Source organism: Ferrovibrio sp., assembly GCF_964218355.1.
Taxonomy (GTDB): Bacteria; Pseudomonadota; Alphaproteobacteria; order Ferrovibrionales; family Ferrovibrionaceae; genus Ferrovibrio.
Genome location: NZ_CAXPMC010000008.1, coordinates 130,241 through 151,233 on the forward strand (window position 1 = coordinate 130,241; position 20,993 = coordinate 151,233).

19 protein-coding genes are annotated in these 20,993 nt (G+C 67.4%); 11 read left to right on the plus strand and 8 right to left on the minus strand.

The window, feature by feature from the left end; genetic code table 11:
- Window positions 1–4: 4 nt before the first annotated feature.
- On the plus strand, window positions 5–451 hold the full coding sequence (locus ACEQZY_RS03960) for an Hpt domain-containing protein (RefSeq protein WP_341703721.1): 447 nt from the start codon (window positions 5–7) through the stop codon (window positions 449–451).
- 17 nt (window positions 452–468) lie between these two features.
- Here ACEQZY_RS03960 and ACEQZY_RS03965 read toward each other — a convergent pair whose 3' ends face one another.
- Window positions 469–990 carry a response regulator gene (locus ACEQZY_RS03965; protein ID WP_341703722.1) on the minus strand — a complete coding sequence of 174 codons (522 nt, stop codon included), beginning with the start codon at window positions 988–990 and terminating at the stop codon, window positions 469–471.
- A 76-nt stretch (window positions 991–1,066) separates the two neighbouring features.
- On the opposite strand from ACEQZY_RS03965, the gene ACEQZY_RS03970 reads away from it, so the two are divergent.
- The 5 genes from ACEQZY_RS03970 (at window position 1,067) to ACEQZY_RS03990 (ending at window position 5,070) form a co-directional block, all read left to right on the plus strand.
- On the plus strand, window positions 1,067–1,705 hold the full coding sequence (locus ACEQZY_RS03970) for a flavin reductase family protein (RefSeq protein ID WP_370152456.1): 639 nt from the start codon (window positions 1,067–1,069) through the stop codon (window positions 1,703–1,705).
- Between the two features lie 199 nt (window positions 1,706–1,904).
- On the plus strand, window positions 1,905–3,119 hold the full coding sequence (gene hemA, locus ACEQZY_RS03975) for a 5-aminolevulinate synthase (RefSeq protein ID WP_341703724.1): 1,215 nt from the start codon (window positions 1,905–1,907) through the stop codon (window positions 3,117–3,119).
- A gap of 124 nt (window positions 3,120–3,243) precedes the next feature.
- On the plus strand, window positions 3,244–3,732 hold the full coding sequence (locus ACEQZY_RS03980) for an ATP-binding protein (RefSeq protein WP_341703725.1): 489 nt from the start codon (window positions 3,244–3,246) through the stop codon (window positions 3,730–3,732).
- 139 nt (window positions 3,733–3,871) lie between these two features.
- Window positions 3,872–4,546 (plus strand): OmpW family outer membrane protein, encoded by a 675-nt coding sequence (locus tag ACEQZY_RS03985; protein ID WP_341703726.1) that lies wholly within the window; start codon window positions 3,872–3,874, stop codon window positions 4,544–4,546.
- Between the two features lie 185 nt (window positions 4,547–4,731).
- Entirely contained in the window at window positions 4,732–5,070 is a 339-nt protein-coding gene (locus ACEQZY_RS03990) for a chorismate mutase (RefSeq protein ID WP_341703727.1), read from the plus strand.
- A 204-nt stretch (window positions 5,071–5,274) separates the two neighbouring features.
- On the opposite strand, the gene ACEQZY_RS03995 is transcribed toward ACEQZY_RS03990, so the two are convergent.
- The 4 genes from ACEQZY_RS03995 to ACEQZY_RS04010 all read right to left on the minus strand — a co-directional run bounded on the left by ACEQZY_RS03995 (window position 5,275) and on the right by ACEQZY_RS04010 (window position 9,839).
- Window positions 5,275–5,583 (minus strand): BON domain-containing protein, encoded by a 309-nt coding sequence (locus tag ACEQZY_RS03995; RefSeq protein ID WP_341703728.1) that lies wholly within the window; start codon window positions 5,581–5,583, stop codon window positions 5,275–5,277.
- 290 nt (window positions 5,584–5,873) lie between these two features.
- Entirely contained in the window at window positions 5,874–6,695 is an 822-nt protein-coding gene (locus ACEQZY_RS04000) for an NAD(P)-dependent oxidoreductase (RefSeq protein WP_341703729.1), read from the minus strand.
- Window positions 6,696–6,744: 49 nt separating this feature from the next.
- Window positions 6,745–7,878, minus strand: coding sequence for an MBL fold metallo-hydrolase (locus ACEQZY_RS04005; RefSeq protein WP_341703730.1), 1,134 nt, complete (start codon window positions 7,876–7,878; stop codon window positions 6,745–6,747).
- A 167-nt stretch (window positions 7,879–8,045) separates the two neighbouring features.
- The gene (locus tag ACEQZY_RS04010) at window positions 8,046–9,839 is read right to left on the minus strand and encodes an acyl-CoA dehydrogenase (protein WP_341703731.1); all 1,794 of its coding nucleotides are present in this window, start codon (window positions 9,837–9,839) and stop codon (window positions 8,046–8,048) included.
- Between the two features lie 112 nt (window positions 9,840–9,951).
- Between ACEQZY_RS04010 and ACEQZY_RS04015 the strand changes: the two genes are divergently transcribed.
- The 3 genes from ACEQZY_RS04015 to ACEQZY_RS04025 are packed head-to-tail and all read left to right on the plus strand — an operon-like array spanning window position 9,952 to window position 12,912.
- A complete protein-coding gene (locus ACEQZY_RS04015; RefSeq protein ID WP_341703733.1) occupies window positions 9,952–10,902 on the plus strand; it encodes an L-threonylcarbamoyladenylate synthase in 951 nt (316 codons plus the stop codon).
- A 3-nt stretch (window positions 10,903–10,905) separates the two neighbouring features.
- Window positions 10,906–12,345, plus strand: a complete 1,440-nt coding sequence (locus ACEQZY_RS04020; protein WP_370152462.1) for an FAD-binding oxidoreductase — start codon at window positions 10,906–10,908, stop codon at window positions 12,343–12,345.
- A gap of 15 nt (window positions 12,346–12,360) precedes the next feature.
- The gene (locus ACEQZY_RS04025; RefSeq protein ID WP_370152465.1) at window positions 12,361–12,912 is read left to right on the plus strand and encodes a dihydrofolate reductase family protein; all 552 of its coding nucleotides are present in this window, start codon (window positions 12,361–12,363) and stop codon (window positions 12,910–12,912) included.
- Between the two features lie 22 nt (window positions 12,913–12,934).
- Here the strand turns inward: ACEQZY_RS04025 and ACEQZY_RS04030 are convergent, their stop codons facing one another.
- The 3 genes from ACEQZY_RS04030 to ACEQZY_RS04040 form a co-directional block, all read right to left on the minus strand.
- Window positions 12,935–14,797, minus strand: coding sequence for a TRAP transporter permease (locus ACEQZY_RS04030; protein WP_370152468.1), 1,863 nt, complete (start codon window positions 14,795–14,797; stop codon window positions 12,935–12,937).
- Window positions 14,798–14,889: 92 nt separating this feature from the next.
- On the minus strand, window positions 14,890–15,855 hold the full coding sequence (locus ACEQZY_RS04035) for a TAXI family TRAP transporter solute-binding subunit (protein ID WP_341703737.1): 966 nt from the start codon (window positions 15,853–15,855) through the stop codon (window positions 14,890–14,892).
- 85 nt (window positions 15,856–15,940) lie between these two features.
- Window positions 15,941–16,444: a DUF488 family protein gene (locus tag ACEQZY_RS04040; RefSeq protein ID WP_370152471.1), complete on the minus strand. Its 504-nt coding sequence runs from the start codon at window positions 16,442–16,444 to the stop codon at window positions 15,941–15,943.
- 182 nt (window positions 16,445–16,626) lie between these two features.
- Here ACEQZY_RS04040 and ACEQZY_RS04045 point away from each other — a divergent pair, with 182 nt between their 5' ends.
- Together ACEQZY_RS04045 and ACEQZY_RS04050 are read left to right on the plus strand one after the other, a co-directional pair.
- The gene (locus ACEQZY_RS04045; RefSeq protein WP_370152473.1) at window positions 16,627–17,772 is read left to right on the plus strand and encodes an efflux RND transporter periplasmic adaptor subunit; all 1,146 of its coding nucleotides are present in this window, start codon (window positions 16,627–16,629) and stop codon (window positions 17,770–17,772) included.
- 28 nt (window positions 17,773–17,800) lie between these two features.
- Entirely contained in the window at window positions 17,801–20,977 is a 3,177-nt protein-coding gene (locus ACEQZY_RS04050) for an efflux RND transporter permease subunit (RefSeq protein WP_341704237.1), read from the plus strand.
- Window positions 20,978–20,993: the final 16 nt, after the last annotated feature.

Here is a 20,993-nt window from a genome sequence, read left to right on the forward strand (position 1 = left end):
GGATATGAGTGATTTCGACAACGGCGACAGCGACAATGCCGGCCTGGGCGCGATTCTTGCCAACGCACAGGCTGCCGTTGCGGAACTCGCCGACCAGTATATCGGCTGGGTGAAGGAGGACATGGTCCGGCTGGAAGCCGCCATCGCCCCGATCACCGACAGCGCCGGCAGTGCCGACGCGGTCCGGCTGCGCGCCGTCTACGATGTCGCCCATGACATCAAGGGCCAGGGCAGCACTTTCGGCTACCCGCTGGTCACCGAGATTGCCAACCTGCTCTGCCGCTATACCGAGGCGGCCACGAAACAGGCGAAGACCGACCGTTCAGTGATCGACGCCCATGTCACGGCCCTGCATACCGTGATCAACAACCGCGTCCAGGGCGATGCCGGCGAACTGGGCCGGGAAATCCTTGAGGCCCTGCGCGCCGCCGCCGCCAAAAGCCTCGCCTGACCATCCTGTCCTGAAAATCAGCGCCCCGGAGCCGGGCGCGCATCCGTGCTGCGACGGAACGGTCCGGCATAACCCGGGCGTGCCGTCCGCCGCCGGTCGGGTCCGAAATAGCCACCCTGGCGGATGAAGCGGCGCGGCTTCTCGATGGTCTCGCGCAGCCGCGTCTCGATTGCCTTCGCCGACAGCGGCAGCACCAGGATTTCATGGATCCCGGCCGCCAGGGCCTGCTGCACGCGTTCGCGCGTCACCGTGGCGGTGACGATGATCGCCGGCAGGAAGGGGGCCGGCGACTGCGCATCGCCGCGCAGCCGCGATACCAGCTGCAGGCCGTCATCCCCGTCCGGCAATTCCCAGCGACAGACCAGCAGATCCGGCCGCCAGTCCCCACCGGCCTGCAGCAGGGCCCAAGCGGCGCGACTGCCGGCGGCAAAGCGCGGCTGGCGGATGCCGAAGCCGCCGAGCAGGCTGCGCCAGGTGCCCGTCATCGCCGGGTCTGCCTCGACGATCAGCAGCTGCAGGCGGGCGAGATCGAACCCCATCACATTTCCTCCGTCCGCACCCTTTACAGCCGTCTGCCCGCATCGTCTGGTTAGCACAGATAGCCGGAGCCGCAAAATGACCGATCTGAGCCGCGAGGATGCCGCTTTCCACTATTACGAGCCTGCCAGGGGCCATGGCCTGCCGTATGACCCGTTCAAGGCGATCGTGGCGCCGCGGCCGATCGGCTGGATCTCATCCTGCGATGCCGAAGGCCGGGTCAATCTGGCACCCTACAGTTTTTTCAACGCCTTTCACGACCGGCCGCCGATCATCGCCTTCGGCAGTTCCGGCCGGAAGGACAGCCTGACCAACATCGAGGCGACCGGCGAATTCGTGGCCAGCATGGCGACCCGCCCGCTGGCCGAAGCGATGAATGCCACCTCGGCCAGTGTCGCCCCGGAGGTGGATGAATTCGCCCTGTCCGGCCTGACCCCGGCCCCCTGCCGCCAGGTGCGGCCGCCGCGGGTGGCGGAAAGTCCGGCAGCCATGGAATGCCGCCTGCTGCATATCAGCCACCTGCACGACCTCGACGGCCGGCCGCTGGATGCCTGGATGGTGATCGGCCAGGTGGTCGGGGTCCATATTGCCCGGGCCTTCCTGAAAGACGGCCTGTTCGATACCGGCGCGGCACAGCCGATCATGCGGGCCGGCTATCTCGACCAGTATGTCGCGGCGACGCCGGACAGCATCTTCCGCATGCGCCGGCCGCGCTGATTTTCTGGAAATTGATCCTGATCAATGACTTATCCACAGCCAGCGGCGACCCTGCGACGGCGCGCCGCGGCCCGGACAGGCATCACCCTCTGGTCATTCCACCTGGGCGGTGGCTAATATGCGGGCACCAGCAAACGGTTAACTCCCGCCGGACCTGCCATCCAGAGGCAGGCAGGCCGGACAAAGCAGTCAGAGCCCCATGGATTACGAAGCCCTTTTCGGCCAGGCGGTCGACACATTGCACGCCGAACGGCGTTACCGGGTATTCACGGAACTGGCCCGCAACTGCGGCAGCTTTCCGGTCGCCGACAATTACAGCGGCATCGGCCCTGCGAAGATCACCATCTGGTGCTCCAACGACTATCTCGGCATGGGGCAGAATCCGGACGTGCTGGCGGCCCTGAAGCAGGCTGCCGACCAGTTCGGCGCCGGTGCCGGCGGCACCCGCAACATTTCCGGCAACAGCCATGCCGTGGTCGAACTGGAAGCGGAGCTGGCCGCCCTGCACGGCAAGGAGGCCGCCCTGGTCTTCATGTCGGGCTATATCGCCAACCAGACCTCGCTGGCCACCCTGGCCCGCCTGCTGCCCGACTGCATCATCCTGTCGGATGCCGACAACCACAATTCGATGATCGAGGGCATCCGCCAGTCGGGCTGCGAGAAGAAGGTCTTCCGCCATAACGACCTTGCCCATCTCGAGGAACTGCTGAAGGCGCAGCCGGCCGGCCGGCCGAAGCTGGTCGCCTTCGAGAGCGTCTATTCGATGGATGGCGACATCGCCCCGATCCATGCGATCTGCGACATCGCCGACAGATACGGCGCCATGACCTATCTCGACGAGGTGCATGCGGTCGGCCTCTACGGCGACCATGGCGGCGGCATTGCCGACCGCGATGGTGCCATGCACCGCCTGCACATCATCCAGGGCACACTGGGCAAGGCCTTTGGCGTGGTCGGCGGCTATATCGCCGGCCCGAAGATCATGGTCGACGCCGTGCGCTCCTATGCCCCGGCCTTCATCTTCTCCACTGCCATGCCGCCGGCGATCGCCGCGGCCGCCAGGGCCAGCGTGCGGCATCTGCGCACCAGCCAGGTCGAGCGCGCCCGCCACCAGGAACGCGCCGCCACCCTGCGCCGGATGCTGCTGAATGCCGGCCTGCCGGTGCTGGTGAACCAGAGCCATATCGTGCCGGTGATGGTGGGCGACGCCGCCCTTTGCAAGACGGCCTCCGACATGCTGCTGGCCGATCACGGCATCTACATCCAGCCGATCAACTATCCGACGGTGCCGCGCGGCACCGAACGGCTGCGCATCACCCCCTCGCCCTTCCATACCGATGCGATGATGCAGGCGCTGACCGGCGCCCTGCTGGATGTCTGGCAGCGGCTGGGGCTGCGGCGGCAGGCGGCCTGAAGCGGCAGGCGTATCAGCCCGCCGGCCATTCGCCCGTAATTTTCCGCTTACTTCGCATAAAAACAATTCTAAGTTACGTGTGTCTGCGGTATGACACTGGGAAGTCCGTCGCCCTTTCCAGCCGATGCCAAAACGAATCTTCGAATCCCTCCCCGATTTCGGCTTTACCCGTCAGCAGCTCGAGATTCTCCATCCCCGGCTGCAGGTGCCGCAATTCGTCTATGTCTCGGGCCCGGCCGGCGGCGGCAAGACCACCGCCGCGCTGATGCTGGCCTGGGCCTATTTCCAGCGGGTGAACCGGCCCTTCCGGGCCGATGGCCAGGACATGACCACCACCCAGGTCCGCGAAGCCGCCACCGCACATACCGCCGGTATCCTGTTCAACGACATGGCGGCCCCGCAGGACTACATGAAGGCCGGCTACTGTCTCGACTGCCGCATGGTGTCGTTTGCCATCGCCTTTGACGGCCCCGCCATCGCCCGCCAAGCCTATGCCTATCTGCTGGCCTATCTGCCGGGCCTGGCGTCGCGCGACGATGTCACCGTGATCGCCGTCGAGGAAGACCCCGAGGCCGAGGTCGAACGCTACCGGGTCGACCTGCTGACCAGCTGACCGGCACCTGCCCGCCCCTCTTTGATCCTGATCAAGGCCCGGCACCGCCCGGATGACAGGATGCCTGCGGTTGCGCCCTCCCCGGACGCAAGCTGCAGGCGCCGCGCTTCGGCGCCGTCAGAAGGATCGGAGCAAGAATATGGTACCGGGTCATTTCCGTCTGGCCGCCCTGGCCGGCGCCCTGCTGCTGGCCGGCGGCCTTGCCGCCGCCGATACCGCGGCCCAGTCATCGGGCCAGTCATCGGGCAAGTCGGCCGGCGACATCATGCTGCGCGGCCGCGTGATCGGCCTGCTGCCCGACGAAAGCTCCACCGTCACGGTGATCGGCGGGGATGTCGATGCCAGCAACGCATGGACCGGCGAAGTCGATGTCAGCTATTTCTTCACCGACAACATCGCCGCCGAGCTGATCGCGGCGACCACCAGGCACAAGATGAGCGTGAAGAACGGCAGCAGCGGCAATACCGGGCTGGGCGATGTGTGGCTGCTGCCGCCGACCCTGACCCTGCAATACCACTTCATGCCGAAATCGGATTTCAGCCCCTATATCGGCGCCGGCGTCACCTACGCCGTCTTCTACAGCGAGGATGTTGCCGGCGGCCTGCGCAGCGTCGATTACGACAACGCCTGGGGTGTCGCCTTCCAGGCCGGCATCGATTACCGGATCGGCGACCGCTGGTACCTGAATGCCGACGTGAAAAAGATCCTGCTCAACACCGACGTCACCGTCGTCACCGGTTCAGGCACCACGATCCGGGCCGATACCGACCTCGATCCCTGGGTGGTCGGCCTCGGGGCCGGCTACCGGTTCTGATCGGCCGGACCAGACCCGATCGGGAAAAGCCGGCCCGCCCACCCTCGGTCCGGCCATCCCCGGCACCCCCGCCATCCGGCGGGGGTTTCTTTTTTGTGCCGCCGGCCGCCGGGCCGGATGCTTGACCCCTGCGGCATCGTTCGCATGATGGGCGGCCCGATGGGACCGAGGGAGGAAGCCGCACAATGACCGATGCCAAGCCGCAGGGCGCGCCTGCCGCCGATGCCGATGCCGTGCTGCCGGAGCTGCGGCGGCTGCGCGACAGCATCGACAATATCGATGCCGCGCTGGTCCATCTGCTGGCCGAACGGTTCAAATGCACCCAGCAGGTCGGGCATCTGAAGGCCCGCCACAGCCTGCCGCCGGCGGATCCGGCGCGCGAGGCGGCACAGATCGCCCGCCTGCGCAGCCTGGCCGAGGCGGCCCGGCTCGATCCGGATTTTGCCGAGAAATTCCTCGCCTTCATCGTCCGCGAGGTGATCCGCCATCACGAGGCAATCGCCCAGGAGGCCGGCGGCGACTGAGCCGCCATCCGGGCCGCAGACATGAAAACGGCGGGCCTGGCCCGCCGTTTCCGTTCTGCCTGCGCCGTGGCGCTACTGCAGCAGCAGCAGGCCGAGGCCGGCGGCAAAAGCCGCAAGGCCCAGCACACGATTGATGGCGACATGGCCGAGAATGGCACGGTCGAGCCGGAGAATCGCGTTGTGCATGACGGGCTCCGATCCGCGTTACTTGACGACCAGGTCGTTGCGGACCGCGCGCACGCCGCTGATGCTGCGGGCGATCTCCTCCGCGCGGGTCCGGGCGGCGGCCGTGTCGACGAAGCCGCTCAGCTGCACGACATCCTTGAAGGTCTCGACGCTGATCTGGCCGGCCTTGGTGTCGGGGTCCTTGACCAGCTCCGCCTTCACCTTGGTGGTGATGGCGGCCGAATCGATATATTCGCCGGTCGATTCCCGGGTCGCGGTCGACGAGCAGGCGGCGACCGGCCCGGCCACCATGGCAATCACGACGAGGCTTCTGGCAATGCGGTTCATGACGAAACTCCTTGCGGTGAAAAGGATCGGATGAATGACGGTCGCGACCATTGCGGTCTTGCCGAATACTTCCGTGGCCGCCGGCCCCGCCGGCCGCCACGGGTTTCGATTCTAGCGGGCAATGCGACCGAAATGCGGCCCCGATGCGGGAAGAATGCGGCCTTCCGGCATCCCGGCCGGCCGGCGGGATTCCCGCTATCTGTCTGCCGGATATGGCAAAATGGGAAAGCCCGGCCGCATGGCCGGGCTTTTATCGCCGTGACAAAGTTGTGACACCCGCGATCCGCGCGTCAGACGAAGAAATCCGGCACCAGATCCGTCTCGGCAACGCCTTCATGGCGATAGGCCGACAGGTCGGTGACGCCGGCCGCGGCCAGCACCTCGTCGTCGATGAAGAAATTGCCGCTGCACTCTTTGGCAGGCCGGGTCAGGATCACATGGGCGGCATCGGCCATGATCTCCGGCTTGCGGCAGCGGCGGCGGAAATCCGGCCCGGTGATCACGTTCATCGCGTCGGTATCGATGGCGGTGCGCGGCCACAGCGCGTTGACGCCCACCTTGCCGCGGAATTCCTCGGCCATGCCCAGCACGCACATCGACATGCCGAACTTGGCCATCGTGTAGGCGACATGCGGGCCGAACCAGCGCGCCTCCATGTTCAGCGGCGGCGACAGGTTCAGGATATGCGGATTCGCCGCCTTCCTGAGATACGGCAGGCATTTCTGACTGCACAGATACGTGCCGCGGGTGTTGATCTGGTGCATCAGGTCATACCGCTTCATCGGCGTTTCCAGCGTGCCGGTCAGCGAAATGGCGGAAGCGTTGTTCACCAGGATGTCGATGCCGCCGAAGGTTTCGGCAGCCTTCGCGACCGCCTCCTCGACGATCGCCTCCTCGCGCACATCGACCACCAGCGGCAGCGCCCTGCCGCCGGCCTTCTCGATGGCTTCCGCGGCCGTGTAGATGGTGCCGGCCAGCTTCGGATGCGGCTCGGTGGTCTTGGCGGCCACGGCGATATTGGCGCCGTCGCGCGCCGCGCGCAAAGCGATGGCCAGGCCGATGCCGCGGCTGGCGCCGGTGATGAACAGGGTCTTGCCCTTCAGGTCGCTCATGTCTTCCTCCCTTCCGGCCTGTCCCGGCCGGTTTGTCGCATCCTGCCGCCTATTGCGCCGCGGCACCCTCGGCCGCATCGCTGCGGCGGAACCGCCAGACCCCGGCGGCATCGGCTTCGCGCTCGACCTGCCCGGTCTGCATCAGGTGATGCAGATGCGCCAGTGCCTCGCCGCCGGCCAGGGTCATGTGGTCAGAGATATCGCGCCGGAACAGCAGCGGCAGCGTCTCGGTAACGGTATGCGGCCGGTGCAGCGCGCCGAGCAGGGCATCCAGCCGCACCTGGTGATGCCGGCGCAGCATGTCGATGCGGGTATGCAGCCCGATAAAGGGATCGCCATGGGCCGGCAGCACCAGGATATCGTCGGGCAGGCGGGCGAATTTCGGGAAGCTGTCGAGATAGAGGGTCAGCGGGCCGGCTTCGGGCTCGCCCGGATAGACGCCGATATGCGGCGAGATGCGCGGCAGCACCTGGTCGCCCGAGATCAGCAGGTTGAGGTCGGGCGAGAACAGGCAGGCATGCTCGGGCGAATGGCCGCGGCCGACGATCACCTGCCAGTCATGGGCGCCGATGCGGATGCGCTGGCCCTCGGTGATGCGGTGGAAGCTGCGCGGGATCGGCGACACCGCCTTGCTGAAATTGCCGAAGCCGCGCGCCTTCAGCGCCTCGATCTGGCCGTCGGTGAAGCCGATCTGCCGGTAGAAGGCGATCACCTCGGCCGGCACCTCCGGCATCGCCTCCAGTTCCAGCATGCGGCCGAAGGTCCATTCGCCATGGGTCATCCACAGCGGCGCGTTCCAGCGCTCCTGCAGCCAGCCGGCCAGGCCGAGATGGTCGGGATGGAAATGCGTGCAGAGGATGCGGGTGATCGGCTTGCCGCCGAGATGGCGCGCAAAGACCTGCTCCCAGATCGCCTGCAGCTTCGACGAGCGGAACCCGGTATCGACCAGCGTCCAGCCGGCACCGTCTTCCAGCAGCCAGAGATTGATGTAGTCGAGACCGGGGATCGGCACCGGCATGCGCAGCCACAGCACGCCGGGTCGCATCTCCATCACCTCGGCATCGCCGGGGCGGCCCCCGTTCGCTGCCCTGGCAAAGGGATAGGTCAGGCTGCCGGCGGCATCGCTGGTCGGCGTGCCGTCGATGCCGGGGGTGGCGGACTCGTTTTCCTGGGCTTCGGACACTGGCGGTCCCTTTTGTCTTTGTCGTCACGGAGGCTGGTGGGGCCATTGTGGCCCCGGCCGCGGGTACAGGCAACCGCGTCCGGCCGCCTCCCGCCACAGGAGATAGGGCAGCGCGGCGGCGGCGCCTATCCCTGCCGTTACGTCAAAGGCCGGAAGCCGGCTGCCGCTCAGGCACGCAGCAGTTCCGGCGTCACCTCCTCGAGCCCGGCACTGCCCTCGGTGGCCGACCGGCACAGGCCGTCGACCGACGAGAGCACCTGCTCGGCGAAGACGCGGGCCGAGACGATCTTGGCGGTGAAATACGGATCGGTGGCGCCATTGGCAATCTCGGCCTTTGCCGCCAGCGCCTGGCGCGCCAGCAGCCAGCCGCCCACCGTGCTGGCGAAGGCGCGCAGGAAGGGCGTGGCACCGGCCAGCGCCGCCTGCGGATTGCCGGCAAGCTGGCCGCCCATCCACTGCGTGGCCGCGGTCAGCGCCTTCAGGGCATCGCCGAGATTGCGCTGGATGCCGCCGAAGCCCTCGCCGGCCCGGCCCAGCTCGGCCACGGTGCCGGCAATCTCGCCGAACAGCGCCTGCACCGTCTCGCCGCCATTCAGCGGCAGCTTGCGGGTGACGAGGTCGATGGCCTGGATGCCGTTGGTCCCCTCGTAGATCGGCAGGATGCGGGCATCGCGGTAATGCTGCGCCGCGCCGGTCTCCTCGATGAAGCCCATGCCGCCATGGATCTGCACGCCCATGGATGCCACCTCGCAGCCGATATCGGTAACCCAGGATTTCGACAGCGGCGTGAACAGTTCGACCAGCGCCTTCCAGCGCCTGCGCTCGGCCTCGTCCGGATGATGGTGGGCGCGGTCGATGGCGGCGGCATTCAGGTAGATCAGGCCGCGGCAGGCCTCGGTCAGGCTGCGCATCAGCATCAGGGTGCGGCGCACATCGGCATGCTCGATGATCGAGACATGCTGTTCGGCATTCATGCCGGGATGGCGGCCCTGCTTGCGCTGCTCGGCATAGTCCAGCGCCTGCTGGAAGGCGCGTTCGGCAATCGCCAGTCCCTGGCAGCCGACCGAGAGCCGCGCATTGTTCATCATGGTGAACATGCAGCGCATGCCCTGGTTCTCGGCGCCCAGCAGCCAGCCGACGCATTCACCGTTGTCGCCGTAGCTCATCACGCAGGTCGGGCTGGCATGGATGCCGAGCTTGTGCTCCAGCGAAACCACGCGCAGGTCGTTGCGCTTGCCCGGCTTGCCATTCGCGTCCGGGATGAATTTCGGCACGATGAACAGCGAGATGCCCTTGGTGCCCGGCGGAGCATCGGGCAGGCGCGCCAGCACGAGGTGGACGATGTTGTCCGCCATGTCATGCTCGCCATAGGTGATGAATATCTTGCTGCCGCTGATCCGGTAGGTGCCATCGCCCGCCGGCACCGCCTTCGACTTCAGCGCGCCGACATCCGATCCGGCCTGCGGTTCGGTCAGGTTCATCGAGCCGGTCCATTCGCCCGACACCATCTTCGGCAGGTAGAGCGCCTTCTGCTCGTCGGTGCCATGGGCCATGATCGCGTCGATGGCGCCCTGGGTCAGCAGCGGGCAGAGCGAGAAGGACAGGTTGGCCGCCTGCACCATTTCCTGCGCCGCCATGGTGACTGCCCAGGGCATGGCGCCGCCGCCGAGGTCTTCCGGGAAGGGCATGCCGTTCCAGCCGCCTTCGGCGAATTTCCTGTAGGCATCGGCAAAGCCCGGCGCGGTACGCACAACGCCGTTGTCGACCTTCGCGCCATGCTGGTCGCCGCCGCGGTTGAGCGGCGACAGCACGCCGGTGGCGAATTTCGCGGCTTCCTCCAGCACGGCCGCCACGGTTTCCGGATCGGCATTCTCCAGACCCGGCAGCGTGGCCAGTTCGGCCAGGCCGGCAATCTGCTCCAGCGCGAAGCGCATGTCCTTGACGGGGGCGGCGTAATCCATCTCGGTCTCCCTGTACGCGATCTCTGTAAACTGGCTCTGTAAACCGGCGTTGGCATAATATGGCCCGGGACGCCTAGCAAGGCCAAGGCCGGCAGGCTAAGACAATGCGATCATGGTTGACGTAACGATTTCAGAGGCTGCCGAACGGCTTAAGGCCGGCGCTGTGGTCGCCTTCCCGACCGAGACGGTCTACGGGCTGGGGGCGGATGCCACCGATCCGGCCGCCGTCGCGAAAATATACGCAGCCAAGGGCCGGCCGGATTTCAACCCGCTGATCAGCCACATATCCGATCCCGCGCAGCTCGACGGCCTCGTCGTGATGGATGACCGCGCCCGGAAACTGGCCGCCGCCTTCTGGCCCGGCGCGCTGACCCTGGTGCTGCCCCGCGCCCCCGGCTGCCCGGTGGCGCCGGCAGTATCGGCCGGCCTGCCCTCGCTGGCCATCCGCATGCCGGCACATCCGCTGGCCCGCGACCTGCTGGGCCGGGTCGGCCGCCCGGTGGCGGCGCCCTCGGCCAACCGCTCGGGCCAGGTCTCGCCCACCACGGCCCAGCATGTGCGCGACAGCCTCGGGCCGGACATCGCCGTGCTCGATGGCGGCCCCTGCCCGGTGGGGCTGGAATCCACGGTGATCGGCCTTGCCGGCCCGCAGGCGACACTGCTGCGCCCCGGCGGCATCGCCGCCGAGGAGATCGAGGCGGTGCTGGGCGCGCCACTCGGCCTGCCGCAGGATGCAAAGCTGGAATCGCCGGGTATGCTGCTGAAACATTACGCGCCGCGGCTGCCGGTGCGCCTGAATGCCACTGCACCGCAGCAGGGCGGATCGCAGCAGGGCGGCCGCGAGGGCCTGCTGGCCTTCGGACCGCCTCCCGCGGGTTTCGCCGCCGTCTATGCCCTCAGTGCGGGCAGCGACCTTGCCGAGGCGGCCGCGCGGCTTTACGCGGGCCTGCATGTGCTGGATCATGAACCCGGCCTGACGGGCATCGCGGTGATGCCGATCCCTGCCCGCGGCCTCGGTCTCGCCATCAACGACCGTCTCGCCCGCGCCGCCAGAGGACGCTAGAACATGAATGCCCAGAACAAGATCCGGCTCGCCCCCGACCTGCTCGACCGCTTCCGCGCCATCGTCGGCCCGAAGGGCTGGACCTCCGATGCCGAAACCCTGGCGCCGCATCTGCGCGAATGGCGCGACCTCTATACCGGCAGCACGCCGCTGCTGCTGAAGCCGGCCAGCACCGAGGAGGTCTCGGCCATCGTGAAACTCGCCGCCGAAACGAAGACCCGGCTGGTGCCGCAGGGCGGCAATACCGGGCTGGTCGGCGGCGGCATCCCGTTCGACGGCAACGACGAGATCATCCTGTCGCTGCAGCGGATGAACCGGGTGCGCGCCCTCGATCCGCTGAACGACACCATCACCGTCGAGGCCGGCTGCATCCTCCAGCAGGTGCAGCAGGCGGCCCGCGAGGCCGGGCGGCTGTTTCCGCTGTCCATCGGCTCGGAAGGCAGCTGCACCATCGGCGGCAACCTCTCCACCAATGCCGGCGGCAATGCCGTGCTGCGCTACGGCAACACGCGGGAACTGGCGCTGGGCCTGGAAGTGGTGCTGGCCGACGGGCAGGTCTGGAACGGCCTGCGCGGCCTGCGCAAGGACAATACCGGCTACGACCTGAAGGACCTGTTCATCGGCGGCGAGGGCACGCTGGGCATCATCACCGCCGCGGTGATGAAACTGCATCCGCTGCCCGCCGCCATGGCCACCGCCTTCATCGCCATTCCGGAACCGCAGGCCGCCATCGAACTGCTGGCGCTGGGCAAGGCCGCCACCGGCGGCCAGGTCACCGGCTGCGAGATGATCCCGCGCATCGGCCTCGATTTCGTGCTCCGGCATACCCCGGCCACCGCCGATCCCATCCAGGGCCGGCATCCCTGGTACCTGATCATGGAATTCTCGTCCGGCCGCGCCGATGGCAGCATCGATGCCACGCTGGAAGCCGTGCTGGCCGAGGGCTTCGAGAAGGGCCTGGTGCTGGATGCCACCATCGCCCAGTCCGAAGCGCAGCGCGCCGCCTTCTGGAAGATCCGCGAGGCGATGTCCGGCGCCCAGAAGCCCGAGGGCGCCAGCATCAAGACCGATATTGCCGTGCCGGTATCGCAGATGCCGGCCTTCATCGCCCGCGCCACCAAAGCGGTGGAAGACTATCTGCCGGGCGTGCGCGTCGTGGCCTTCGGCCATATCGGCGACGGCAACATCCATTTCAATCCGTCCCAGCCCGAGGGCTGGGACCGCGAGAAATTCCTCGACCTGTGGGAGCCGATCTCCGACATCATCCATGCCATCGCGCATGAGATGCAGGGCACCATTTCGGCCGAACATGGCGTCGGCCGCATGAAGATCGACGAGATCCCGCGCTACAAGCCGGCCATCGAGATCGAGATGATGCGCAGGCTGAAGCGAGTCTTCGACCCCGACAATATCCTCAATCCCGGCAAGGTGGTGCGGCCGTAAGCCGTCGCGACCGCCATGCCGCTGTTCCGCGCCTATCTGGCCGTCTCTGCCGACGGCTTCATCGCCCGTGCCGATGGCAGCGTCGACTGGCTGCATGACTACGACCCGGTCGAATTCGGCTATGCCGATTTCATCGCCGGCATCGGCAGCATCGTGATGGGCCGCGCCAGCTACGAGCTCGCCCGCAGTTTCGGGCCGGACTGGGCATACCGGGACAAGCGCTGCCTCGTGGTGACCTCGCGGCCGCTGGACGATCCACCGCCGGGGGTCGAAACCCGCACCGGCATCCCGGCCCTGGCAGCGGAACTGCGCGCGGATGCGGCGACCGGCGATGTCTGGCTGTTCGGCGGCCCGCGCCTGTGGGACGGCTTCCTGGCCGCCGGCGCCCTCGACCGGTTCGAGCTTTACGTCATTCCCTGCCTGCTGGGCGAAGGCATGCCGCTGCTGCCGCCGGCACGCCGCGATGTGGCCCTGGACCTGGTCGACAGCCGCGTACTCGGCCGCGGCGTGGTCGCCCAGACCTATGCGGTGACCGCCCGGTCAGCCGGCACGCCCCCCGCATCCTGACGGCGGGGCCGGCGCCGGGCCGTCAACCCGGGTTGGAGGGGGCCGACAGGGCCGCCTTGCGGGCCGCCAGCCGCCCGATCAGATAGACCGCGACGATGGTGCTGATGCCGATGACATCGGTGACCAAGCCGGGCTTGATCATCAGCAGGGCACCGCCGATCAGCGGAATCCGCGTCCACATCGGCATCGGCCCGCCGAAATAGCCGGCCAGCGCCGCCGCCATCACGATGATGCCGATGATCGCGGTAACTGCCGCATGGCCGATGGTGAAGGGATCGCCGATGAACAGGATCGCCGGTTCGTAGACGAACATGAACGGCACCAGGAAGCCGGCAAAGCCGATCCGCACCGCGGCCCAGCCGGCCGGCCAGATCGGTGCCCGCGCCAGCGACCCCGCGGCATAGACGGCCAGCGCCACCGGCGGCGTGATCGCCGACAGGATGGCGAAGTAGAAAGCGAACATATGCGCCGCCGGCTCGATGACGCCGAGCTTCATGATCGCCGGCACCATCAGCGACACCATCACGATATAGGCCGGCGTGGTCGGCATGCCCATGCCGAGGATGATGCCGGCCGCCGCCGTCAGCACCAGCGCCAGCACCAGGCTGTTCTGCGCCAGACCAACCACCACGTTGGTGAAGGTGATGCCGAGGCCGGTCAGGGTGATCGAGCCGATCACCAGGCCGGCGCAGGCACAGGCCAGCGCCACCGCCAGCGTGTTGCGCGACCCGTCCACCAGCGCATCCCAGATCATCTGCCAGTTCAGGCCCTGCCGGGTCGAGGCGCGCAGCATCGCGACGGGAAAGCAGGCCAGCGTGCCGGCCAGGGCGCAGAGCGGCGCCGAATAGCCCATGAACATGCCGGCCAGGATGATGGCGACCGGGATGAACAGGTGGCCGCGGTCGACGATCACCCGGCGCAGGCTCGGCACCTCGTCGGCCGGCATGCCCTTCAGGCCCTGGCGCTTGGCCTCGAAATGCACCGAGGCGAAACAGGCGACATAGAACAGCAGCGCCGGCAGGAAGGCCCACAGCGCCACGGTGGCATAGGAAACCCCGAGGAATTCCGCCATCACGAAGGCGGCGGCACCCATGATCGGCGGCATGATCTGGCCACCGGTCGAGGCCACCGCCTCGACGCCGGCGGCGAACGGCGCCTTGAAGCCGGTGCGCTTCATCAGCGGGATGGTGATGGCGCCGGTGACCATCACGTTGGCCACGGCGCTGCCCGACACCGTGCCGAACAGCGACGAGGACACCACCGCCACCTTGCCGGGGCCGCCGGCCGAGCGGCCGGTCAGCGCCAGTGCGAAATCCATGAACAGCGTGCCGGTGCCGGTGCGCTCCATGAAGGCGCCGAACAGCACGAAGATCATCACATAGGCGGCCGAGACGCCCAGCGTCGAGCCGAAGATGCCTTCGGTGGTCATGTAGAGCTGGTCGACCAGCACCATCGGTGCCACGTCGCTGAAGAACAGCGTGTAGCTGATGAAGCACAGCGCGGTCACCGGCAGTGCCCAGCCGATCACCCGGCGCGTGCAGTCCAGCACCACCAGCACCAGGCCGACGCCGGCAACCATGTCGAAGGTGGTCAGGTCGTCGATATAGATGATGCGGTTGATGAAATAGTCGAAATTGACGAACAGGTGGCCGATCGCGGCGGCGGCGACCGCATAGACGATCGCGTCGAGCCAGACGAAGCGGCGGCGGCCGTCCTTTTCCGCCAGCGGATAGAGCAGCAGGATCAGGGTGACCGCGAAGCTGAGATGGATGGCGCGGAAAATCATCGCTTCCGGCGGACCGAAGGCGATGACATACATGTGATACACCGCCATCGCGGCGCCGATCAGCGCGGCGACGCGCGCGATCAGGCTCTTGCCATTCATCGGTTTCCCCTCCCGCCGGTTATCCGCTCAGCATACCGGCAAAAAAAGACCGGCGCCATCGGTCCCCGATGGCGCCGGCCGCAGGCCCCGTCTTACAGGGCGCCGGCTTCCTTGTAGTACTTGGCGGCGCCCGGATGCAGCGGCACGCCGATATCCTCGGCCATGTCCTTGGCGGTCAGCTTGGCCATCGCCTTGTTGACGGCGGCCATGTCGGCGATATGGGTCGCCATCGCCTTGGTCACGGCATAGACCTTGTCTTCCGGCAGCTTGCAGGACGCGATGAAATGCGTCGAGTAGCCGATCACCGGCAGGTCCTTGTCCTGCTTCGGATAGGTGCCGCCCGGCACGATCACCTTGTTGTAGCCGGCATTGATCTTCTTCATCGCGGCAAGGCCGGCATCGGTGACCGGCAGCAGCTTCATGTCGCGGGCGCTGGCCAGATCCATCACGGCGGCGGCCGGAATGGTGGTGCCGAGCGTGAAGGCCTGGGCATGACCGTCCTTCAGCAGCGCCACGGCATCGTTGTAGGAGGCCATGAAATTGACCTTGCCCATGGCGTCATAGGACAGGCCGTGCGCCTTCAGGATATGCTGCGAGATCGCCTCGGCGGTGTTGCCGCGGGTCTGCACGGCGATCGACTTGCCCTTCAGGTCCTCGACCTTGTTGATGCCGGAATCGGCCAGCACCACGACCTGGAAATACTGCGGATACAGATTGGCGATCTGGCAGACATTGGTCGCCTTCTCGGTGAACGGCGCCTCGCCGTTGACGGCATCGACGGTGGAGATCGAGTTGCCGAAGCCGAAATCGGCCTTGCCATCCTGCACGCCCTTGACATTGGCGATGCCGGCGCCGGGCATGGTCAGCACGCTGCTGCCCGGGATCGCCTTCTCGAACAGCGCCTTCAGCGCACCGCCCAGCGGCACCCAGGTGCCGCCCTGCGGGCCGGTCATCATCTTGTAGTTCTGCGCCGAGGCAGAACCGGCCGCAAGACCGGTGGCCAGCGCAAGAACGGCGGCCGTGACAGTACCGGCACGACGCAAGCTGCGATGAAGCATGGTTTTCCTCCCAGAGTGTATTTTTCGGAGGGCAACTCTGCGGCACCGGCTGCTGGGCCGTCAAGCTTTCCGTGCACGGACGGCATCAGCGGAACAGATCAAGCTGCGGCCGCACCTGCTGCTGCAATGCAGCGTGGCCAATGGTGGTGCCATCGGCCATGAGATGGGTGACGCCGGCGCCCTGTGCCAGCAGGGCCGGTGTCACCAGATGCGTCCGGTGGCAATGCAGCGGATCGCGCTCTGCACACATGATTGCCACCGGCTGCACTGCCGCCAGATTGAGCAGGTCGCGGATGGCGGCCGTGAAATCCGGCTGCTGTGCCCGGCGCGCGTAATCCGGCCGGCCATCCGGTCCGTACAGGCCCGGATCGCGCGGCCGCCCGCCCAGCGCCGCGCCCATCCAGCGATAGGCGATGCCCGCCGCCGGCAGCCAGCCCTCCATGGCGCGCCGGGCGAAATGCGGCACATGGCGCGAGGCCGGCTGCGAGCGCACATCCACCAGGCAGGCCACCCCATGCCGCTGCAGCAGCGCCGCGAACCGGTCGGGCGGATGGCTGGAATGGCCGATGGTGAAAAGGCAGGCAGGCATGACCGCACCGGATTCCGCTGGCTGGGCCGCTTTTGTGACACCCGTCACAGTTACCTTAGGGTAACTATCGAAGGATGGACGCTGTTTGGCCGTACATATATACACGGGCCGGCCGGATTTTTGCAGGAAGTGCCGGCCTGAGGGGACCATTGCGGCGACCCTTCGCCGCCTTACGGGGCAACATGACTCGCTTTGCCAAGATCGGGATTTCCGTCGCCGTGCTGCTGATGCTCGGCGCGGGCGGCGCTTACCTTCTGAAGAACCGGCAGCCGGCCAATGCCGTCGCCGAGGGCGGCGGCAGGTCCGCCAGCCCGGCGCCGGCACGCTTCGCCGGCCTCGAATTCGCCCCCGCCGACCTTGCCACCGCGCGCATCGCCAGCCTGCGCCAGGCCGTGCGCCTGAGCGGCACCCTGCAGCCCCTGAACCAGACCCTGGTGCGCGCCGAGGTGGCCGCCGTGATCCAGGAGATCACCGTGCGCCGCGGCGAGCGCGTGCAGAAGGGCCAGCTGCTGGCCCGGCTGGAGACCGCCGACCTGTCGGCCCGGCTGCGCGAGAAGCAGAGCAATCTTGACAGCGCCCGCTCGGCCCTCAATCTCGCCGAAATCAACCGCCAGAAGGCGCAGACCCTGACCCAGCGCGGCGTGAAATCGCAGACCGCGCTGGACGAGGCGGAGAATGCCTGGCGCACCGCCCGCGCCAATGTCGCCGCCATGGAACAGCAGGTCACCATGGCGAGGAAGGCGGTCGGCGACGCCGCCGTCTATGCACCGCTGGACGGGCTGGTCGCCGAACGCTTCGTCAATCCCGGCGAGCGCGTTGCGGTGGATGCGAAGCTGTTCACCATCGCCGATCTCGACACCATGGAGGTCGAGGCCCTGGTGCCGGCCCGCGACGTGCCGCAGCTGAAGGCAGGCCAGAAGGTGGTGCTGCATGTCGAGGGCTTCGGCAGCCGCGAATTCGACGCCCGCATCGCCCGCATCAACCCGACCGCCCAGGCCGGCACCCGCTCGATCCCGGTCTTCATCCTGCTGCGCAATCCGGACCTGGTGCTGCGCGGCGGCATGTTCGGCACCGGCGAGGCGGTGCTGGCCGAAGCCCCCGGCGCCGTCGCCGTGCCGGCCGATGCGGTGCGGCAGGAAGACGGCGCCAGCGTCGTCTACGTGCTGGCCGGCGACCGGCTGCAGCGGCGGGTGGTGACGGTGGCGCTGGACGGCACCACCGATGGCCGCGTCGCCATCGGCAGCGGCGTGCAGGATGGCGAAACGGTGATCGCCACGCCGGGCCTGCGGCTGAACGACGGCCTGCCGGCGCGGATTTCCGGCCGCTGAGCCGGCGCGCCCGAAGGGAGAGAGCGCCATGTGGCTGACCCGCATCAGCGTCAACAACCCGGTCTTCGCCACCATGATGATGGCGTCGCTGCTGGTGATCGGCCTGTTCGCCTATTTCAAGCTGAGCGTCGAGCAGTTCCCCAGCGTCGAATTCCCCATCGTGGTGATCAACACCACCTATCCCGGCGCCACCCCGGAAAGCGTCGAGAGCGAGGTCACCCGCCCGATCGAGGATGCGGTGAACACCATCGCCGGCGTGCGCAGCCTGACCTCGCGCTCTCTGGAAGGCGTGTCGCTGGTGATCATCGAATTCGAGCTGAGCGTCGATCCGGTCGCCGCCGTGCAGGACGTGCGCGAGAAGGTGGCGCAGGTGACGCCGCGATTCCGCGACGAGGTGGAGGACCCTTCGATCACCCGCTTCTCGCCGGACAGCCAGCCGGTAGCCTCGATCGCCATCCGCAGCGACCGCCGCGACCTGCGCGAGATGACCACCATGGCCGACCAGGTGATCCTCAAGCGGCTGCAGACCGTGCGCGGCGTCGGCAACGCCTATATCGTCGGCGGCCTGAAGCGCCAGATCAACGTGCTGCCGAATCCGGAGAAGATGCAGGCCTACGGCATCGGCATGGACCAGCTGATCGGCGTGCTGAAAAGCGAGAACCAGCAGTTGCCGGTCGGCACGCTGACCCAGGCCCGGCGCGAATATGTCGTGCAGATCGAGGGCCGCGTGGCCGATCCGCGCAGGCTGGCCGACCTGATCGTCGCCCGCCGCGGCGGCGCGCCGGTCTATCTCGGCGATGTCGCCGCCGTACGCGACAGCACCGAGGAGCAGAAGGCGATCGCCCTGTATGACGGCCAGCAGCTGCTGGTGATCGAATTCGTCAAGGTGCAGGGCGCCAACACGCTGGAGGTGATCCGCGGTCTCAAGCAGGCGGCGGCCGAACTGGAAAAGGACCTGCCCTCCGATATCAGCCTGCAGTTCGTGCGCGACGACAGCCGCGCCATCCTGATCTCGGTGAACGGCACCCAGCGCACCCTGATCGAGGGCGGCATCCTCACCATCCTGATCGTCTTCCTGTTCCTGAATTCCTGGCGCAGCACCATCATCACCGGCCTGACCCTGCCGATTGCCGTGATCGGCACGCTGGGCGCCGTCTGGGCTGCCGGCTTCACGCTGAACAAGCTGACCCTGATGGCGCTGTCGCTGGCCATCGGCATCCTGATCGACGACGCCATCGTGGTGCGCGAGAACATCACCCGCCATGTCGGCATGGGCAAGAGCCACCGCCGGGCATCGCTGGACGGCACCAACGAGATCGGCCTGGCGGTGATGGCCACCACCTTCACCATCGTCGCGGTGTTCCTGCCGGTCGCCTTCATGGAAGGCATCATCGGCCGCTTCTTCCTGCAGTTCGGCATCACCGTCACCGTGGCGGTGCTGATCTCGCTGTTCGTCAGCTTCACGCTCGATCCGATGCTGTCCAGCGTCTGGCACGATCCGGACAGCCAGCCGGATGCGAAACGCGGCCCGATCGGTCGTGCCATCGGCCTGATCGACCGCGGCATGGACCATGTCGCCCGCCTGTACCGGCGGATGCTGGGCTGGAGCCTGCGCTGGCGCTGGGTGGTGCTGGTCGTCGCCCTGCTCAGCCTCGTCGGCACCGGCGCCATCCTGCGCTCCGGCGCCATCGGCACCGAATTCGTGCCCGAGCCCGACCTGTCGGAAATCCTGGTGGAGGTGACCACGCCGCCGGGCTCGTCGCTCGACTACACCAAGGCCAAGATCACCCAGGTGCAGGCGGCGCTGAAGGAAATCCCCGAGATCGACTACACGGTGGCCTCGATCAATGCCGGCGGCTTCGCGCGGCGCAATGTCGGTACCCTGTATGTGCGCTTCGTGCCGCTGGGCCAGCGCAAGCGCACCCCGCAGCAGCTGGCGCAGCCGATCCGCGACCGCCTGTGGCAGATCGCCGGCATCGACAATATCAATATCGGCCTGCCCAATCTCGGCGGCGGCCTCAACAAGCCGATCATGATCGCGCTGAAGGGCCAGGACATCGCCGAGCTGGACCGGCTGTCGCGCGAGGCGATGGACATCATCCGCACCGTGCCCGGCGTGGTCGACCTCGAATCCAGCCTGAAGGCCAACAAGCCCACCGTGGCCGTCGACATCGACCGCCAGCTCGCCTCCGATCTCGGCCTCAGCCTCGCCGCCATTGCCGGCACCCTGCGGCCACTGCTGGCGGGCGAGGAAGCCGGCACCTGGAAGGCGCCCGATGCGGAAGACTACGACGTGTTCGTCCGCCTGCCGGTGGACGACCGCACCGGCCTGCCCGATCTCGACCGCATCTATGTCGCCTCCAACCAGATGAATGCCGACGGCAATCCGAAGATGGTGGCGCTGTCGCAGGTGGTCAGCGTGCAGCGCTCGACCGGTTCGACCCAGATCAACCGCCGCGACCTTGCCCGCGAGGTGCTGCTGACCGCGACCACCTCGGGCCGCACCGTCGGCGAGGCCAGCCGCGAGATCCAGGCCAAGCTGCAGCAGATGAAGCTGCCGCCGGGCTATCATTTCTGGTTCGGCGGCGCCTCCAAGGACATGATCGAGTCGGCCGGCTATGCGGCGGCCGCCCTGCTGCTGGCGGTGATCTTCATCTACCTGATCCTCGCCTCGCAGTTTGCCAGCTTCCTGCAGCCCTTTGCCATCATGGCCTCGCTGCCGCTGTCGCTGATCGGCGTGGTGCTCGGCCTGTGGGCCTGGGGCTCGACCATGAACATCTTCTCGGTGATCGGCCTGATCATGCTGATGGGCCTGGTCACCAAAAACGCCATCCTGCTGGTCGATTTCGTCAACCAGTGCCGCCGCGAGGGCATGGAGCGCAGGGCCGCCATCCTCGAGGCCGGCGAAATCCGCCTGCGGCCGATCGTGATGACCACCATGGCGATGATCTTCGGCATGACGCCGCTGGCGCTCGGCCTCGGCGAGGGCGCCAAGCAGACCTCGGCCATGGCCCATGCGGTGATCGGCGGCCTGATTTCCTCCACCCTGCTGACCCTGCTGGTCACGCCGGTGATCTTCACCTATCTCGACGATCTCGGCCGCTTCGTCAGCCGGCTGCTGCCGAAGGCACCGGACGGGCACAGGGATGAACCGGGCGACGCCGCGGATGAGCCCGCTTCAGCCCGCCGCCACCCCGCCGAATAATCCGCCGGCGGCGGCG

Coding starts and splice junctions, on each gene's coding strand:
- ACEQZY_RS04040 (WP_370152471.1), bottom strand. CDS start 16,444: ATGCCTGCCTGCCTTTTCACCATCGGCCATTCCAGCCATCCGCCCGAC.
- ACEQZY_RS03990 (WP_341703727.1), top strand. CDS start 4,732: ATGACCGATGCCAAGCCGCAGGGCGCGCCTGCCGCCGATGCCGATGCC.
- ACEQZY_RS04025 (WP_370152465.1), top strand. CDS start 12,361: ATGCCGCTGTTCCGCGCCTATCTGGCCGTCTCTGCCGACGGCTTCATC.
- hemA (WP_341703724.1), top strand. CDS start 1,905: ATGGATTACGAAGCCCTTTTCGGCCAGGCGGTCGACACATTGCACGCC.
- ACEQZY_RS04045 (WP_370152473.1), top strand. CDS start 16,627: ATGACTCGCTTTGCCAAGATCGGGATTTCCGTCGCCGTGCTGCTGATG.
- ACEQZY_RS04010 (WP_341703731.1), bottom strand. CDS start 9,839: ATGGATTACGCCGCCCCCGTCAAGGACATGCGCTTCGCGCTGGAGCAG.
- ACEQZY_RS04000 (WP_341703729.1), bottom strand. CDS start 6,695: ATGAGCGACCTGAAGGGCAAGACCCTGTTCATCACCGGCGCCAGCCGC.
- ACEQZY_RS04035 (WP_341703737.1), bottom strand. CDS start 15,855: ATGCTTCATCGCAGCTTGCGTCGTGCCGGTACTGTCACGGCCGCCGTT.
- ACEQZY_RS04030 (WP_370152468.1), bottom strand. CDS start 14,797: ATGAATGGCAAGAGCCTGATCGCGCGCGTCGCCGCGCTGATCGGCGCC.
- ACEQZY_RS04050 (WP_341704237.1), top strand. CDS start 17,801: ATGTGGCTGACCCGCATCAGCGTCAACAACCCGGTCTTCGCCACCATG.
- ACEQZY_RS03965 (WP_341703722.1), bottom strand. CDS start 990: ATGGGGTTCGATCTCGCCCGCCTGCAGCTGCTGATCGTCGAGGCAGAC.
- ACEQZY_RS03985 (WP_341703726.1), top strand. CDS start 3,872: ATGGTACCGGGTCATTTCCGTCTGGCCGCCCTGGCCGGCGCCCTGCTG.
- ACEQZY_RS03960 (WP_341703721.1), top strand. CDS start 5: ATGAGTGATTTCGACAACGGCGACAGCGACAATGCCGGCCTGGGCGCG.
- ACEQZY_RS03980 (WP_341703725.1), top strand. CDS start 3,244: ATGCCAAAACGAATCTTCGAATCCCTCCCCGATTTCGGCTTTACCCGT.
- ACEQZY_RS03970 (WP_370152456.1), top strand. CDS start 1,067: ATGACCGATCTGAGCCGCGAGGATGCCGCTTTCCACTATTACGAGCCT.
- ACEQZY_RS03995 (WP_341703728.1), bottom strand. CDS start 5,583: ATGAACCGCATTGCCAGAAGCCTCGTCGTGATTGCCATGGTGGCCGGG.
- ACEQZY_RS04020 (WP_370152462.1), top strand. CDS start 10,906: ATGAATGCCCAGAACAAGATCCGGCTCGCCCCCGACCTGCTCGACCGC.
- ACEQZY_RS04015 (WP_341703733.1), top strand. CDS start 9,952: ATGGTTGACGTAACGATTTCAGAGGCTGCCGAACGGCTTAAGGCCGGC.